This window comes from Blautia sp. 2227st1_G12_2227SCRN_220401 (genome assembly GCF_039062885.1).
Lineage (GTDB): Bacteria > Bacillota > Clostridia > Lachnospirales > Lachnospiraceae > Blautia_A > Blautia_A fusiformis.
In genome coordinates this window covers 1-17,891 of sequence record NZ_JBCLNI010000011.1, presented here as the reverse complement: position 1 = coordinate 17,891, position 17,891 = coordinate 1, and the positions used below count along the sequence as shown (strand labels likewise).

At 43.6% G+C, this 17,891-nt stretch carries 13 protein-coding genes; 6 read left to right on the top strand and 7 right to left on the bottom strand.

Annotation, left to right across the window (positions count from 1 at the left end):
* The first annotated feature begins 101 nt into the window (after window positions 1–101).
* The 3 genes from ABCM67_RS07445 to ABCM67_RS07435 all read left to right on the top strand — a co-directional run bounded on the left by ABCM67_RS07445 (window position 102) and on the right by ABCM67_RS07435 (window position 2,210).
* Entirely contained in the window at window positions 102–1,238 is a 1,137-nt protein-coding gene (locus tag ABCM67_RS07445; RefSeq protein ID WP_342992708.1) for an FAD:protein FMN transferase, read from the top strand.
* Window positions 1,239–1,699: 461 nt separating this feature from the next.
* The gene (locus ABCM67_RS07440; RefSeq protein ID WP_129975543.1) at window positions 1,700–1,987 is read left to right on the top strand and encodes a hypothetical protein; all 288 of its coding nucleotides are present in this window, start codon (window positions 1,700–1,702) and stop codon (window positions 1,985–1,987) included.
* 19 nt (window positions 1,988–2,006) lie between these two features.
* Window positions 2,007–2,210 (top strand): helix-turn-helix domain-containing protein, encoded by a 204-nt coding sequence (locus ABCM67_RS07435; RefSeq protein ID WP_255363757.1) that lies wholly within the window; start codon window positions 2,007–2,009, stop codon window positions 2,208–2,210.
* Between the two features lie 87 nt (window positions 2,211–2,297).
* Here the strand turns inward: ABCM67_RS07435 and ABCM67_RS07430 are convergent, their stop codons facing one another.
* The 5 genes from ABCM67_RS07430 to ABCM67_RS07410 all read right to left on the bottom strand — a co-directional run bounded on the left by ABCM67_RS07430 (window position 2,298) and on the right by ABCM67_RS07410 (window position 7,914).
* On the bottom strand, window positions 2,298–2,549 hold the full coding sequence (locus ABCM67_RS07430; protein WP_129975541.1) for a kinase: 252 nt from the start codon (window positions 2,547–2,549) through the stop codon (window positions 2,298–2,300).
* A gap of 108 nt (window positions 2,550–2,657) precedes the next feature.
* On the bottom strand, window positions 2,658–4,826 hold the full coding sequence (locus tag ABCM67_RS07425; protein ID WP_015526308.1) for a glycoside hydrolase family 2 TIM barrel-domain containing protein: 2,169 nt from the start codon (window positions 4,824–4,826) through the stop codon (window positions 2,658–2,660).
* 9 nt (window positions 4,827–4,835) lie between these two features.
* Window positions 4,836–5,678, bottom strand: coding sequence for a carbohydrate ABC transporter permease (locus tag ABCM67_RS07420; protein ID WP_015526309.1), 843 nt, complete (start codon window positions 5,676–5,678; stop codon window positions 4,836–4,838).
* Window positions 5,675–6,547: a sugar ABC transporter permease gene (locus tag ABCM67_RS07415; protein ID WP_015526310.1), complete on the bottom strand. Its 873-nt coding sequence runs from the start codon at window positions 6,545–6,547 to the stop codon at window positions 5,675–5,677. Before ABCM67_RS07415 ends, ABCM67_RS07420 begins: the two co-directional genes overlap by 4 nt.
* A 59-nt stretch (window positions 6,548–6,606) precedes the next feature.
* Window positions 6,607–7,914, bottom strand: a complete 1,308-nt coding sequence (locus tag ABCM67_RS07410) for an extracellular solute-binding protein (protein WP_114001823.1) — start codon at window positions 7,912–7,914, stop codon at window positions 6,607–6,609.
* A 212-nt stretch (window positions 7,915–8,126) separates the two neighbouring features.
* Here ABCM67_RS07410 and ABCM67_RS07405 point away from each other — a divergent pair, with 212 nt between their 5' ends.
* From ABCM67_RS07405 to ABCM67_RS07395, 3 genes are all read left to right on the top strand, one after another.
* Window positions 8,127–9,917, top strand: a complete 1,791-nt coding sequence (locus ABCM67_RS07405; RefSeq protein WP_021976597.1) for a sensor histidine kinase — start codon at window positions 8,127–8,129, stop codon at window positions 9,915–9,917.
* A gap of 18 nt (window positions 9,918–9,935) precedes the next feature.
* Window positions 9,936–11,543, top strand: a complete 1,608-nt coding sequence (locus ABCM67_RS07400) for a response regulator (protein WP_342992707.1) — start codon at window positions 9,936–9,938, stop codon at window positions 11,541–11,543.
* A gap of 183 nt (window positions 11,544–11,726) precedes the next feature.
* Window positions 11,727–13,100, top strand: coding sequence for a sodium-dependent transporter (locus ABCM67_RS07395; protein WP_021652213.1), 1,374 nt, complete (start codon window positions 11,727–11,729; stop codon window positions 13,098–13,100).
* A 191-nt stretch (window positions 13,101–13,291) separates the two neighbouring features.
* Here the strand turns inward: ABCM67_RS07395 and ABCM67_RS07390 are convergent, their stop codons facing one another.
* Both ABCM67_RS07390 and ABCM67_RS07385 read right to left on the bottom strand, forming a co-directional pair.
* Window positions 13,292–16,684 (bottom strand): SNF2 helicase associated domain-containing protein, encoded by a 3,393-nt coding sequence (locus tag ABCM67_RS07390; RefSeq protein ID WP_342992706.1) that lies wholly within the window; start codon window positions 16,682–16,684, stop codon window positions 13,292–13,294.
* A 202-nt stretch (window positions 16,685–16,886) separates the two neighbouring features.
* Window positions 16,887–17,891 (bottom strand): lyase family protein (locus ABCM67_RS07385; RefSeq protein WP_342992705.1); only part of this gene is annotated, 1,005 nt, incomplete at its 5' end.

The following is a 17,891-nucleotide window of genomic DNA, read 5'->3' as shown; positions in this document are numbered from 1 at the left end:
GATCCGGTTAAGTGAATAACCCCATCCACATGTACTACATAGATTTGCATCAAATAAATGCTCTTCAGTTAAGTCAGTCAATCAGAAAACAGGAGAATATTATGTCAACTTATTTTTTTCATTCCAAAAGAAACCGCTCGCATTCCCGTTTCTTCTATTTAATATTGTGCACAGTCCTTGTCTGTCCAATGCTCCTTTTCACAGGCTGCCAGAATACCACTGGCACCAGCACTGCCACCGAGAAGGAGCCTATCAGCATCAGCAGCATCAAATTGAACACAGCCATACAGATCACCATTTACGATTCCCAGGATAAGTCCCTCCTGGATGACTGTCTGGCACTGTGCGATAGGTATGAGCTGATCTTCAGCCGGACAAATGAGAACAGCGAGCTTTATAAATTAAATCACCGGATATCAGATTCCGCTGTATCAAATCAAACCATTGAAACTCAGACCACTCCCTACCAGGTCAATGGCACCACAAACACATGGCATATATCCGAATACCTTGCTGCTCTGCTTTCCGAAGGACTCGATATCACCAGGGAATCCGACGGTGCCTTTGACATCGCCATTGCGCCTTTGACCTCTCTCTGGGATTTCACAGCAGAAGACCCGAAGGCTCCGGATGATGCAGATATTCAGAAAGTTCTCCCCCTGTGCAGCTCCGACGGCGTCACCATTGACGGGCAGGATATCACACTTCCCTCTGATGACATCCAGTTCGATGTAGGCGCCATTGCCAAAGGCTATATTGCAGACCGCCTGAAAGATTTTCTGGTAAAAAAAGGCGTAAACAGTGCTATCATCAACCTTGGCGGCAATGTCCTCTGCATCGGCTCAAAGCCCAACGGCACTCCCTTCAAGATCGGCATCCAGAAGCCTTTTGCAGATCGCAACGAAACCGAAGCCGTTATGGATATCACCGGAAAATCTGTTGTATCCTCCGGAATTTATGAGAGGTGCTTTAAGCAGGGCGGTAAATTATATCATCATATCCTGAATCCCCAAACCGGCTATCCTTATGAAAACGGCCTGATTTCTGTGACGATCATCTCCGACCAGTCTGTGGACGGCGATGCCTTAAGCACCACCTGTTTCGCCCTTGGTCTGGAGGACGGACTGAAATTTGCGGAGAAAAAAGGCGTGCAGGCTGTATTTATCACAGAAGATTATGAACTGCATTATACGGACGGATTCCAGGATGAGATCAATGTCACTGATGTGGAATCCTGAACCATGAAATCTTTTTCAGTAACAACCAAAAACCTTACGGATAGACCATATTTGTCACATAAGTCTGCGGATAATCTTTCAGAAGATTTGCCATTGCTGTCTGTGTCTGTGTCGTTGAAAATGGCTAGGATGGGCCGTTCCACAGACATTCATAATCTGCCTCCGTACCGTGGATGTCTCTGTTCCGCAGTTGTAGGGCCACAGGGGGGGGGAGGCAAAACCTTCCGGATTCACAATCTGCTCCCAAGCTTCTTCATATCCCTTATCCGGAAGTTCAAAACACCATGGGATAAATCCGAGCAAACAGTGATCTTCTGGAAGCAGATAATGCCGAAGATGGCCTGAAGATCATTCTCAAAGAGCATCCTGACATTATTATCACAGATATGAAAATGCCCGTCATGGACGGAATACAGCTCTAAAAAAAGCCGGAAGAACTTCACATCGACAGCAAAATCAGTGTGATCAGCGGATTCAGCGATTTCAAATATACAAGACTTGCGATCCAGGCCGGTGTTATTGATTACATACTGAAGCCTGTTGATCCCCAGAATTTGAACAATGCGCTTTCAGCCACAATTTCTCAGTTGGAAAGTGAAGCAGGCAAAACTGGGACTTCCGATTCTGCTTCATCACCCGAACCCTGCTCTGCGTTCACCAGTAGGGTAATCAGTGATGTTTTTGATTATATCAATGCACATTATCTGGAAAATATCTCCCTGGCCGATATTGCAGAATCTTTTTTCTAAGTAAGGAGCATCTGTCCAGATTGTTTTAAAAAAACGTCAGAATCTTTTTTCCTATACTATGCAGTTAAAGCTCACCGAGGTGAAACGGCTTCTGCAGTCTACGGATATAACTCTCGACGACATTGCCTGGCATCTTGGTTTCAGCAATGGAAATTACTTCAGCAAGGTTTTTAAAAAGAACTGTCAGATGTCTCCCAGTGAATACCTGAACGTACAGCTATAGTTCTTCAGAAAACTTTTCTCCGATAAAAAGTAGCTGTAACTGAGCGTATTCGTTCAGTTACAGCCACTTTATTCAATATTATTATATTCAGTTATTGATCATATCCGGCCAGGAAAGAATCTCTGCAGAAATCTTCTCTTCATAATCTCCGTCAATGTCCTCACTTCTTCCAGCCGCATAAATATTGGTCTCGGCACCCCAACCGTTGTCCTCGTATTCCCATACATGGAATTTCAGTCCACGGAACATGAAATCCAGACTTCCGCAACCATCTTCCTCTGTGTATTCGAATGTGATATTTTTTTTGTTCAGAGCATCCTGTACTTTCTGTAAACGCATATAATATCGCTCCTTCCACGCCTAAAATCTTCCTTTATACACAAAGTATAACATGTTGTGATTTTTGACACAAGTCAAGGATGAAAGTGCCTGTGAGCTGCAGATAGCTCAGGCCCAGTAGAGTCTCATTCCAAACTCATGGCTCATACGGTCCGGATGCCCATCAACTCTTGAAAGCAAAGTACAGATATCCTGATAGGTATTCTTTGCCATACATTTACCGCTATTATCAGAAAGAATTAGTGTAAGGTTCCACTTCTTGCCTTTTCCGTATTCTTTCTCAAAGGTTTTTACCATGACACGGCTGTCTGCCGGAACTTCTGCTTTAACACTTCCCTTTTCCACCAGTTCTCCGTTCAATGTTTCTGTAATGATCCATGTAAGTTCACACTCTCCCAGAGCTCCATCTGTATCATTTACAATATACAGACTGTCCAGATAATCTTTGTGCTTTGCAAAAGCACCCACTGGTGCGTTGCTTTCCAGTATAGCCTGAAGACCCTTTTTGGGAATTCCCCACCAGTCATATAATCCGTAGAAGCTCTGAGGACACAGATCGATAAACATAAACTGTATATATCCTGAGCAAGGTTCATATTTCTGGATCCTGTAATGCTCTGTATAATATTTCAGAAGCTTATACTGATATTCCTGGATCTTCGGGATATCATCCACCAGTTTTTCCAGACGATGATATACCGCCGGAACAGTTTTCAGATTTTCACTGCTGCCCGGTGCATCAAATCCGTACTCTGTATTCAGCTTTTCTGTCTGCTCATAAATATCTGCATATTCTCCACCGCATAAAGAACCCAGATAATTATGGCTGTCCCCGCTAAGCAGATCGTCTTCGCAGAAAGAACCCTTGATGATCGGTCTGCCCGGATCCATCTTCTGTACTTCCCTGTACAAAGCAGGTCCCGGATTTTCCTCCATAAATCTCCTTCTCACATTTCCATCCGGATCAATACATCCCGGTTCATTCATAATGATCCAGCAGATCAGAGACGGATGATGCTTCAGAAGTTTCACATTTTCTCTGTAAACATCTGCAAATCTCTGCGCCCATTCATCTGTTGAAGGATGCGTCCAGTTGTACTCCGAATCCTGAAAAACTGCAATTCCCAGCTCGTCACACAGATCATAAAAAACTTCCTGCTCTGTGTGGACATGTACTCGTACCAGATTAAAACCTGCCGCCTTTACATTAAGAAGATCTCTCAGGTACCGTTCCTTTGTCATTGCAGAAATATAACAATCCGGAAAATAAGAGGTTCCTCTTATATACAGTTTCCTGTTATTAAGCCAGAATCTTGTTATTTTTTCATTACGCTCAATCTGAATGTCCCGAAAAGCAAAATTCGTTGTTCTGCTGCTCAGTATGTCTTTTCCCCTGCTTAACGTAAGTTCTGCCTGATACATCCAGGGATAACCATGATCCCATGTGGACCACAGTCTGACATCTTCCACTTTAAGCTCACATTTAAAACCTGTCTCTGCTTTCTCTGCCATTATCTGAACAGTTTTTTCTGCCTTTATAAGACCGGACTCTTTTTCCCGGATCTTTACATTAAAATCATATGTCTCCCCGGATTTCAGACCTCGCGCTTCAGTTTCCACATATACGTCTGCTTTCCTTACATCCGGATCCAGTTCATACTTCAGATCTGTCTGATCTTCCAGAACACCTTCTTCTGTCAGGATCAGTTCCACTTTTCCGTAGATTCCTACAGGATTTACATCTCTCTGGATAAATGTATCAGAATGTTCGTAGGTACCTTTTACCATATTTCTTTTTACCAGGTGGGTTCTGGAATCCTGTGCATCCAGCTCCACCTCATCATCCCATGGAGAACTTACCTTTACAATGAGATAATTTTTCTCTCCAAAAACAAGCTTATCTTTTACATTAAAGGAAAATGGAGCGGAATATCCTTCATGCTCTCCAAGAAATTCTCCGTTAATCCATACTTTTCCATAATAATCAACATTGGTAAATTTAAGGACAGCATCCGTAACTTTCTGATCCGGAACTTCAAACTCTGTTTTGTACCACCAGGGCGCCTGATTGAAATATCTCAGTTCACGCCCGAAATATGGCTGTCTGGCATAGATAAGCTGCAGATGTTTCAGTTCCTCCAGTTCCTCCCATTCAGACACCTGGGAACCTACGGAAGTATCCGCTTCCCTGGCAGCATAAAGCCCGGTCTTTTCCCCTGTATCATGAACATCCTGCAAAATTTTCCATCCTTGTTTCAATTCAATCCTTGTTTCCATTTCAGCCTCCTAACTCTTGACCGCACCTGCAGCCATACCTTCGATTATGTTTTTGTTAAGAATAAAATACACGATCAGTGTAGGCAGGATCGATATTACGATCGCCGCAAATGTACTTCCCCAGTCCACTCTTCCGAACTGCCCCACAAAGTCATTCAGGCCAATTGGCAGAGTTTTCATATCAGAAGATGAGATAAATGTATTGGCATATGTAAATTCGTTCCATACAAAAACAAAATTGTATGTAAGAACTGTCATTGTAGTATTTTTAGCCATAGGTACCACGATCTTGCGGAATGTGGTTCCCATTGTGGCACCGTCAATAACTGCTGCTTCCAGAAGAGAATCCGGCATAAATTTAAAAAATCCGGTGTAAAGATAGATACACATTGGAAGTCCGAACCCGATCTGCGGAAGCACCAGTGCCCAGTATGTATTTCTCAGTCCGATCCTGTTATAAATCTGGAACATGGGTATAAGGCAGGAAAAAATAGGCACCATCATTCCAAACAGGAAAAATGCCATCAGTGCATTGGCATATTTTACCTTTACCTTGCTGATCACAAATGCAACCGGGCATCCCAGGACTACGATGCCAAGAAGTGTGAGAACTGCCACAACCGTACTGTTAAGAAAATATCTTGGAATGGATGAGATCGTCAGTGCGCTGATATAGTTTCCAAGATAAAATCCTGATGGCAGGGCATACTGTGCAGTATATGTCATTTCATCCGGTGTTTTCAGACTGGAGCAGATAACCCAGAAAATAGGGTAGACCTGTATCATGACAAAAATAAGGATCACTACATAGAACACAGCACGAATAGGTATATTTTTTCTTGATTTTATCATTCTGACCCATCTCCTTTCGCCGATCCCAGGCATTTCTGTATAATCCCTACTGCTACCAGACATTCAATGACCAGAAAAACGGACAATGTACTTCCATAGCCAAAGTCAGCCGAATTAAAAGCGGTTTTATACATATAAGTTGCCACCATCTCTGTTGATCTGGATTTATTGTCAAGAATATAGAATACATCAAAGGTTTTCAGACAACCATTTACAAGCATTACAATGACAATGCTGAATATATTTTTCACCAGTGGAAGCTTTATGTAACGATACTGTTGAAAAACATTGCAGCCATCCATTGTAGATGCCTCGATCACATCCTTTGATATGGATACAAATGCGGAATAAAAAATGATCATGTACAGACCACAGTATTTATATCCATCGATCAGGGTTATGGTAATCAGCGCTGTATGGGAATTTGCCAGCAAAGCGATAGGTTCCATTCCCAGTTTTTCCATCACATAGCAAACCAGGCCCTGGGGCTGGACAGAAAGCATTTTGGAAAAAATCTGGCAGATCGCCATAGATGAAATGATACATGGAATAAAATAAATAACCCGCAGAATATTTCCACCTTTGGAAATATGTGTAAGCAAAATTGCCAGGATCAGTCCTGCACATAACTGGAACAAACTTCCCAATACAACAAATTTAAGATTATTTACAACAGCCTCACGAAATGTCTCATCCTGAAACATCCTCACATAATTTTCCAGTCCGATAAACTTCATATCACCGATTCCATTCCAGGAAAAAAGGCTGTAACCCATTGACCACAGAATTGGGATGATAACAGTAAGAATATATACGAACAGTGCAGGAAGAACAAACGGTAAAGGCTGGATTTTATTTCTGGGCTTCATATCCTCTCCCCTTTCATACGCAGATGCAGATAAAATTCCGCATCTGCGTATTCTCTCAGTTATTCTTCAGTGTCAAAATAATCAGATGCATACTGTTCTACAGCTTTGTCCATGTTTTCGCAGAACTCTTCAGGAGTTGATTCTCCCATTCCAAGGCTTGCCAACTCTTTTCTGTAAACCTCGTTTGTAGAAGGATCCAGACGAACATCCCAGCACTGGGCAAAAGTGCCGCAGTTCTCAAGATCACTTAAAATCTGCTGTGTAAGCTCCGGAAGCTTCTCCGAATCACTTGGCATCATGGATGGAAGCATATTGAACTCATACATTGCCGTATCAGCAAAATTATCCCATACATAACTGATGAAATCTTTCATCTCATCACTCATGGAATCCTTGAGAATGGCAGTTCCGATTCCACAATTCGCATAGTAATCATTTTCTCCTGTAGCGGTTCCTTCGCTGTCTACAGGAAGTTTGAACATGGAAATGTCATCTTTAAGATTTCCCTCATCATCTGTAAGATCCGGTGTATCCCATGTTCCGGTGTATAACATTGCCGCACCACTGTTCAGAAACAGATCCATCTGTGCGGTAGTATCTGAACTTGTCCATCCTTCACTGAAATACTGGGCTATATCCTGTGTATACTGGGCTGTTGCGATACCTGTCTCAGAATTAAATTTTTCTTTTCCCATTCTTGCATTGTCAATGAAGTCATTTCCTTCCAGTCTGAAAGCCTTAAATGCGGGATAACGCATGATCATGTCGTAATTTCCTGCGGATATCGGGGTCATTCCCGCATCTTTCAGCTTCTTGCACACATCCAGGAGGTCTTCCAGTGTCTGAGGTGTTTCAGTAATTCCGGCTTTTTCAAACATGTCTTTGTGATACCAGAAATACTCTACATTTCCCTGCCAGGTCATAAGGTAATTGCTTCCGTCACTGAGTTTCGGATAATTCAGTGCAATATCAAAGAACTTGTCTTTGATACCCAGTTCATCATAAAGGTCATCCACACTGTAGATCAGATCCTTTTTGCAAAGTCCTTCAAAAAATGCCTCCGGATCTGCGTCAAACCAGTCCGGCAGCTCATTGCTGGATGCAAGGATCTTAATCTTCTGAAGATATGTTTCTCTGTCTGCAATAGACTCTACATTGAATTCAAAATCCGGGTGATCTTTTTTATAATCTTCTGCAAGCTTCTTCAATGTTTTCAGTGCCGCATCTGTTTCGCCCCTGGCACTGATATAATTGATCACAAGTGGTTCGGAATCCTCTTTTTTATCTGCCCACACATTCATCATGCTGAATGAAGAGAGACACATCATTGTGGCAAGTGTAGCAGCCATCACTTTTTTTAATTTCATTTTCGTCCTCCTTTTGGTACATTTCTATTCATCCGGATTGAATATTTTGTTCCGCTTTCCTTATCGATGAGACCATTATATTAAATCCGTCCGAAAAAATACATGGAAAATCTTCGCTGTACCTGGAATATTTTCTCCAATCTTTCCCCCACACTTGTGAGAATTTTTCCCTTATTATATAATGTAGCCAATAAAACCAGAGGGGGGATTCCATGATAGAAAATCTGAAAAAAAAGGTGTTTCACTTATTTTTAGGAATCAGTCTGAAACGCAGGCTTTTTATTACATATCTGCTGCTCAGTTCTCTGATACTCATGCTTACTTCCGTGTTTTTTTATACTGCATCCAAAAAAGTACTGATCAAGCGTGCCGCACTTTCCAGTCAGCAGCAGCTATCCCTGATCACCAGCAACCTTGGAGAAAAGATCGATAATATATCAAACTATGCCATCACCCTTTCCATCAACAGCAATATCGCCGATGTTTTAAAAGAAAATCCCACAGTTCCCGAAAACACACTGGAACATTTTCTGGTAAATTCCGAGCTTACAGACCAGGCCCAGCGTATCATCGGACTTCACAAAAACATCTATGCCTGGGATATCCTGGATACAGAAAACCACTGGTTTCACAGCAGTACCACAGAAACAGATCAGCTTGATTCCATTTTAGGTCCCGAAGTCCTTGACAGCCTTCAGACTAATCTGGCCTTTCAGTTTCTCGGACCCTTCCAGATAAGTGGGGAGCCAACCTTTGTAGCCTTAAAAAGTATTACAAACATTGATAACACCAAATATCTGGGCGCCCTGGTCCTTCTGATCAGAGAAACAAATATTTCCTCTGCATTCCGCGACCTTCCGGACAGCTCTTCCAGGGATTTCTATATTACTGATGAAAATGGACAGATACTTTCCTCTTCTTCATCCGGAGGTATTTATAAAGACTTCTCATCCTATACAAAAATCAGTTCAGAGAATTATAAAACCCTGACAGAAACCGACAGGCAGTTTTTTTCCGTAGACGGCACTGACACTCTTTTTATCTGCAAATCCTATCCTGACCTGAACTGGAATGTGATCAACCTGATTCCTCTGGAAAGCCTGACTCTGGATCATATGGTGATCCTGCACAATATTCTTCTGATCAGCATTGTAGTGTTTATTTTATCTGTATTTTTTTCCATATTATGTACAGGTACTGTCACCGCACCTATACAGAAACTTGTAGAAAAAATGAAATCTGCGTCTGCCGGAAAGCTGAATATTTCTGCCAGTTACTCTTCAAATGATGAACTTGCAGTTCTCTATAACCAGTTTAACCTTATGATGCAGAAGATCCAGACATTACTTAACGATATCTATGAGGAACAAAATGCCAAACAGAAAATGGAAGTACGTCTTTTACAGTCCCAGATCAATCCCCATTTTCTTTATAATACTTTAAACACCATCAAGTCTCTCATAGAACTTGACATGAATGATACTGCAGTAAAAGCAGTGTCTTCCATGTCATCTTTCTACAGAAACTCTCTTTCAAAGGGACAGTTTATCATTCCTCTGCGCCAGGAGCTGCTTCTTACAGAACAGTATCTTTATATCCAGAATCTGCGGTATATGGATTTTGTTGATTACGAGATCACCTATGAGCCGTCCTGGGAGGATCATGGGGCAGAGATACCCAAGCTGACCATACAGCCTGTTGTGGAAAATATTTTTGTCCACGGACTTACCAGCCAGATATGCCATATTCACTTAAATGTTTCTATCAGAAATGGTACCATCTGTATTTCTGTTTCTGATAATGGTTCCGGTATCCCGCCGGAAAAACTTGCCGAACTTAACCGTTCTATCAGAGACTTCAAAACTGCCCGACATTCTTTCGGGCTTCCAAGTATCAACCACAGGATTGCTCTTCTCTACGGTGAGAATTACGGACTCACCATCGAAAGTTCACCTGAAAAGGGAACCACTGTAACCATAGTAATACCTGACAAAAAAATCTGATCGAGGGGGAAATATAAATTGAAAACACTCGTAATTATTGACGATGAAATTTTTTTCAGAAAATCTCTGATCAATTTTCTTGAAAAACAAAACCTTTATAACATTGCAGGGGAAGCTAATAACGGACAGGCCGGAATCCGGCTTATTGAAAATGTTAAACCCGATATTGCCCTTGTGGATATATCCATGCCGGTTATGAGCGGTCTGGATATGATCGCAGCTCTTGGAACAGACTGTCATACCAGGTTCATCCTTTCCACAGGATACGAAGATTTTGACTATGCCAAAAAAGCCATCTCTCTTCAGGTCCGCGGATACCTCCTGAAGCCATTGGATCACCGGGAGCTTATGGAGACACTCCAGAAAGTAAGTGACGAGATCGATCAGGAAAATTCCAGAAACAGTTATGTGAATAATTATTTTCAGTTCCGCGATCTGTATACACGGCAAATGCAGCTTAATTTCTTCCAGAAGGTGATCAGCGGAACAACCATTTCCCCGGATGATCTGGAAAAAATTCCGATTCATAAAACTTCCGATTATCTTACCATTCTTATGGAGATCCACAATGCCAATCCGGAAATATGGGATGAAAAAGGTGATTTTTCTCTGCTCCACACCATCCTGGAAAATATATGCAGGGAAATCTTACAGCCTGTGTGCAAAGAGCTTATTTACATTGACTATTCTCAGATGAGACAGTATATCATCATGGAAAAAAGCTCTGATTTTTCTTTTACCGATCTGGAACAATCCTGTCTCAGACTTGCCGGGATATATGATAATATCGCACAGATTTCCACTTTTTTCTGCTGTGGAACACCTCATGAAGGCGTGGAAGGAATCCGCTATTCCTATGAAGAGGCTCTTTCTGTTTTTCATAACAGAACTGCGTCTTCTTCCGGATTTCTTTATTTCACGCCCCAGTCCCATTCCGGTGATTTTACATTAAAGCCTCTGGTTTATAATGATATCCTGATCTTTCTGCGCCAGCAAAATTCACCGGCTCTCTGTAAATATATTGATGAATATTTCAACGATATCATCACCAAAAAAATCCATATCCGGCAGACCTGGAGTGTAGCTGCTGCTTTTCTTACTGTACTTGACGGTTTTATCACGGAGTGCAGTCAGCGTGAAACGCTTTTTCCTCTTCTGGAAAACGCCCTGAATACTTACCAGAACTGCCAGAGTGCCCTGCAGTTAAAACAACTGCTCCAGTCTACCTGCAAGGCAGTTCTGGATTCTCTTGCTGATGAAAAAAATCCGCGGAAGTCAGCTCTTGTATCCCAGGTTCAGGAATATATCTGTCTGAATTTTAATCAGCCGGATCTTCGTCTTGAAACCATTGCTTCCCATTTTTTTGTCAATCCCCAGCATCTCTCTGCTGTATTCAGTCAGGAATCCGGAGTTACACTTACCTCATATATCAATGTCTGCCGCATGAAAAAAGCCAGACAGTTTCTTCTGGAAGACAGCCCTTCCATTCAAAATGTAGCTTCTTTATGCGGATTTTCTGATTCCGGATATTTCAGCAAATGTTTCCGGAAATATTACGGAATCTCTCCAAAAAACTTTGTATCCCTGACTGAAAAGAACAGTTATCCAGGTTCTATCGGCATATGATCTTTATCTCATTAAAGCGTAACGTTTCACCGCTTCATCTTATTAAAATTACATTTTACTCTAACATATGTTTTATGTAAAATGCAAGTTCTTTTTATTGTGCAATATCCCGGAATGTGTTAAGATAAAACCTGCGACTTTATACAAATAGCAGTTTACCATACTGCAATAATGAGGTGAGTTATGAAAGAAAGAGAAAAACTTGGATCCCGTCTGGGATTCATTCTGATTTCTGCTGGCTGTGCCATCGGAATCGGAAACGTCTGGAAATTCCCTTACATGGCCGGACAGGGCGGTGGCGGCACATTCGTACTGTTTTACCTGATCTTCCTGGCCCTTCTTGGACTTCCTGTTATGACTATGGAGTTTTCTGTTGGACGTGCCAGCCAGAAGAGTCCTGTCAAAGCATATTACGCACTGGAAAAACCAGGACAGAAATGGCACATCCATGGATATATCACTCTGATCGGATGTTATCTCCTGATGATGTTTTACACCACTGTTACAGGCTGGATGCTGAATTACTTCTATATGACAGCCACCGGTAAATTCCAGGGACTTGATTCCGACGGTGTTGCAGGACAGTTTACCAACATGCTTGGCCAGCCCGTTACTATGGGATTCTGGATGATCGTTGTTGTTATTGCAGGTGTTTTTGTCTGCTCCCGCGGTCTTCAGAACGGCCTTGAAAAAGTTACCAAGGTTATGATGATCTCTCTTCTGGTGATCATGGTTGTTCTTGCCATCAACAGTTTTACCATGGATGGTGCCAAAGAGGGACTGAAATTCTACCTGATCCCGGATTTCGAGCGTATGAAAGAGATCGGTATTATTTCTACCATTACCGGTGCTATGAACCAGGCATTCTTTACTCTCAGCCTTGGTATCGGTGCTATGGCTATCTTCGGAAGCTACATCGGAAAAGATCATGCACTGCTTGGTGAATCCATGAATATTGCGCTTCTGGATACTTTTGTTGCGATCACCTCCGGACTTATTATTTTCCCGGCATGTTTCACATTCAATGTTGACCAGACTTCCGGACCGAGCCTGATCTTCATCACACTGCCGAATATTTTCAACCACATTCCGCTTGGAAGACTGTGGGGAAGCCTGTTCTTTATCTTTATGTCATTTGCAGCTTTCTCTACCATCCTGGCTGTATTTGAAAATATTATTTCCTGCGGTATGGAGCTTACCGGCTGGAGCCGAAAAAAATCCAGTCTTGTAAATGCCATCGCCATCATCCTTCTGTCTCTGCCATGCGTACTTGGATACAATGTATGGTCCTGGGACTGGCTCAAGGTATTCGGCGGCGCAATTCTCGACCTTGAAGATTTTCTGGTAAGCAACATTCTGCTCCCGCTTGGTTCTCTTGTATACCTGCTTTTCTGTGTTTCCAAACGGGGCTGGGGCTGGGAAAACTTCACAAAAGAAGCCAACACCGGAAAAGGCATGAAGATCCGGAAATGGATGCGCGGATACATCACTTATATCCTGCCGCTGATCATTCTGTTTATCTTCTTCTTTGGTCTGTACGATAAGTTTTTTGCATAAAATAAAACTTTAAATAAAACACCCCTGACGGATATCGTATGTGATTTACACACGCGATTTCCATCGGGGGTGTTTTTGTTGAATCAGGCGGATATTCACAGCCTGCATTCTTCCCGATACAAGCAAGTCCCCTCACCGCGTATTGCTTTTCGTAATTGAAGCAGGGAACTTACTTGATTCAGTTAAGAATTTTACCTGCCTAGCAGCTCCAGTACTTCCTCTCTGCTGATCAAAGCCTGGCCGATTCCCTCGCCGCTTAAGATCTCATCAGCCAGTTCCCGTTTTCTTTCCTGAAGAGCCCGGATTCGTTCTTCTATGGTGTCTTTCATAAAAAGTCGGTAAACACTGACAACGTTCTGCTGACCAATGCGATGGGCGCGGTCTGTGGCCTGGTTCTGCACGGCAAGATTCCACCAGGGATCATAATGGATCACGATATCTGCCGCAGTAAGATTTAAGCCTGTTCCTCCTGCTTTCAATGAAATGCAGAAAACAGAAGTATCGTCCTCATTAAATGCCTGTACCATCTGCGCACGTTTTTCCTTGGAAGTAGCCCCCGTCAGCATATAAAAAGAAACCTTTGCTTTTTTCAGACGGACAGCCAGCACATCCAGCATGGTAGTAAACTGGGAAAACAACAAGAGCTTATGTCCGCCATTCACCGCATTCTGAACCAACTCCATGCACATCTCCAGCTTGGAAGAATTCCCTTTGTATCCTTCATATACAAGTCCCGGATAACAGCAGATCTGCCGCAGCCTCGTGATCTCTGCAAGGATCTGCAGTTTAGAAGTGCGAAACTCCGCATCCGACTGCATCCCAAGCATCAGGCGAAGCCGTTCCGTATGGGCCTCATACAGTTCCTTCTGCTCGCTTTCCAACGGGGAAAACATATCTTTTTCCAGCTTATCCGGAAGATCCTTCAACACATCCCTCTTCAATCTCCGCAGCACAAAAGGACGGATCATTTTCTGCAGACGCTCCATCGCATCGGAATTGCTGTACTGCACAGCTGGAAGCTCTATTTCCTTGCGGAATTTCTCATAAGAATACAAAAATCCCGGCATCAGAAAATCAAAAATACTCCACAGCTCACTAAGCCTGTTCTCCACCGGTGTACCGGTCAGCGCAAGCCTGAATTCCGACCGGATCTCCTTCACAGCCTTTGCCACCTGAGTTCCGTGATTCTTGATATACTGCGCCTCATCAATGATCTGCACAGCAAAATCCAGGTTCTGATAAGCCTTCAGATCCCGTTTCAGAAGGTCATAGGAAGTGATCAGAACCTCCCGTTCTCCCGCATTTTTGATCAGTGCTTTCCTCTCCTTCACATCACCAGTCACAACGGTAGCCGGAAGTCCCGGCGCAAAACGTTCGATCTCGTTCATCCAGTTAAACACCAGCGAAGCAGGCGTTATCACAAGGGCACGTCTGTTTTCTCCCGGCGCAGATTCCTGAAATTCTGACCAGAGAAATGTGATCACCTGGAGGGTTTTTCCAAGTCCCATATCATCTGCCAGGATCCCTCCAAACTGATTATGCTTCAGAGTTTTGATCCAGTAAAAGCCCTCTTTCTGATAGCCCCGGAGGATTTTTTCCTGCTCCCTGGGAATCTGAAATTTATGTTCTTCCATTGTCTGCATGTTCCGGATCAACGCACGAAAGGCATTGTCCTTCTCTACCTTGATCAGATCGCCGCCCTTCAGCTGACTGTCCAGATACATAGCACGATAGGCCGGAACCTGAGTCTTTCCTTTTTTCAGTTCACGATCACTGATCTGCAGTCCATTTTTCAGAGCAGAAAGCTCCCTGAGCTGACCATCGGAAACATCCAGAAAGCTGCCATCCTTCAGGCGGAAATATTTTTTCCTGCGATCGTACCTGGAAAGAATATCAAAAAGCTGCGCCTGATCCATCCCCTCCACATCCAGATCCAGGTTCAGAAGTCCAGCTGACAGAGAAACGCCAAGACGGATGTTTGGCAGCTTTGTCACCCGCATCTGTTTGATGGACTGGGAAATATAGACAGCTGCAACTTTCTGCATGGCGGGGATCCCTTCAGTAAGAAGCTGGTAGAGCTTTTCTTCGGAAGCTTTCACACTGTCGGGCTTCCCTGAACCTTCCCTGCACAAAGATTCCAGTTCCTCGGCACGACAATCCAATGCCAGCTCCATCCGCTGGTCATCATATCCGTTAAAATATTTTGACAGCAGCGCAAACACACCAAGCTCTCCCGGAATATCCCTGGTGCGGGCAGACACATCTCGGTCAAAAACCGAAAATTTATCCTTCCCGTAAACAGAAAATGCCTTACAGGTGATCCAGTCACGCTCCGGCGCATCCAGATAGATCTCATATGCAACCTTGTAGCATTCAAGACCTGTTTCTTCCGGGAAATCCCTGAGATCACAGTGAAAAAATTTTTTCAGGGAAGGAAGCAGCTCACGCACAAACGCAGGCACATCCGGTTCATCAATAAAGCCTCGACCTGCAGGAAGCCGCTCCAGGCAGGTAACAAATTCCTCCACCGCTCCAAGCTCCTGCCTGGAAACCAGATATACCTTCGCATTATCAAAATACATATGATACCGTATGCCTGTCACACTGTATACCGGCGCGATCTCAAGAGATAACCCCTGATCTTTCTTCCGGATCATCAGCGTCCTGTCCGGAATTTCTCTGGCAGAATGCCATGTTGTTTCCGGATCATTGTTCATTTTGAACTTGAAACTTTTTTCGCCAAGTATAAGAAGCAGATCCTCAAGTTCTTTTCTGTCAACGGTAAGATCCCTCACCTTTTCCACAGCTATATTCTTCAGCTGTTCATACCTGGACATGTAAGTGCCGTGATGATTCTCGACCCATTCCCGGATAAAGGCCAGCACGCTTCTGGATCCTTCTGAAAAGGCTTCATCGGAATGGATAAATTCCAGATTTTTTCCATAAGAAACCTTCTCATTATGATCCAGATTCCACACAAAGGCCAACACATCCTTGAGGATATATTTTTTCTCACAGCCAACGCGGAATTCCACGGTAAAACAATTTCTCACAGAATTAAATTTCAGGCAGGTTTCCAGCTCCACCCTGCCAAAATACGGATCCCCGGAAAACGGAAGCATACGGCTGTATAGCTGGCGATTAAGGAGGCTTTTCAGCTCAACGGTGGTTTTCGTTGCAGGCTGCCCTGGTCCGGATAAAGCAGCCGGAAATGCTGTTCCGCTGAATAACTCTGCCTGCTTCTGTTCCTCATCCTGCTGTCTGCGGATTTCCACACGCTCATAGGCCTTACGGTCTCCATATTCCAGAAGCACTGCCACGCAATGCTTACAGATCCCGGAATAGCTGCGAAAGGCCGGGCAGTCACAGTATGCTTCTTTTATGCGGTCCGCTTCTGTATCATACTGAAAGCCTGTATTGTATACATTACGCCCACTTTCCTTCACTGCTGCAGATATTTTATCCACAGCTCCTTCCGACTTAATATCCAGCGACTGGATCCTCTTTCCGGTACGGTAAATATCAAGACCGCTCTGATATGCCGTTGTATTACAAAGTGCCCGTATGGCTGTTCGTTTAAGCATGTATCTTTCCCTTCTTTTCTTATCGCGTTTCTTCCATTATAAAAGGAGACCTGCACTGTGACAAGTCTCCTTATAGTACTCATTGATATCTCATTCCTGATCTGCCTATAGCATTTCCATAAAATCCCGCATCAGGTTCAGCTGCTCTGAAATGAATTGCTGCATCAGACGTTCCCGTCATACGTTGGTACAGATAACTTTCTCAGCAGGCTTTCCTTGCTTCATCCTCTTTCCGCTCTTCTCCGACTTCTGTCATCAGATACGGATCAAGAACCTCTTCCAGCTCTTTCTCAGTCATGATCCCTTGTTCCAGAACAAGTTCCCGGACAGACTTGCCAGTTTTTACTGCAGTTTTTGCGATGGTTGCAGACGCCTTGTAGCCAATATGCGGGCAAAGTGCTGTTGCGATTCCTGCACTGCTTTCCATCAGGTCTTTGCAGTGTTTGCGGTTTGCGGTGATTCCTGTGATGCAGTTTACGATCAATGTATCCACTGCTTTTTCCAGAGTCGTAATGGATTCAAAAAGATTACAAAATACAACCGGCTCAAAAGCATTCAGCTCCAGCTGTCCGGCTTCTGCCGCCATGGTAATGGTGGTATCATGTCCTACGATGTGGAAAGCAACCTGGCTTACTACCTCCGGAATGACCGGATTTACCTTACCTGGCATGATGGAAGACCCATTCTGCTTCGCCGGAAGGTTGATCTCCCCAAATCCGGTTTTCGGGCCGGAAGACATCAGTCGAAGATCGTTGCACATCTTGGAAAGATCCACCGCACAGGTTTTTACTACACCGGATACGGCAACAAAGCCGTCCAGATTTTCTGTTGCGTCAAAAAGGTCCTCGGCCTGTTTCAGCGGATAACCTGTAAGCTTTTCCAGATTTGGCACGATCTTATAAAAATAAGAATCGGAAACGTTGATAGCAGTTCCCACTGCAGTTCCTCCAAGGTTTACGGTGTACATTTCCCTGTGAGCCTTTTCGATACGTTTCCTGTCTCTGGAAACCATGGACGCATAACCGTGGAACACCTGACCAAGGCGGATCGGAACTGCATCCTGAAGCTGTGTACGTCCCATGGTGATCACATCATCGAACTCCTCTGCCTTTTTTGCAAGCTCCTTCTCAAGTCTTACCAATGCTTTTTCCAGAGGTGCAAGAAGATCCAGAACGGTAAGCTTACCGGCCGTCGGGATCACATCATT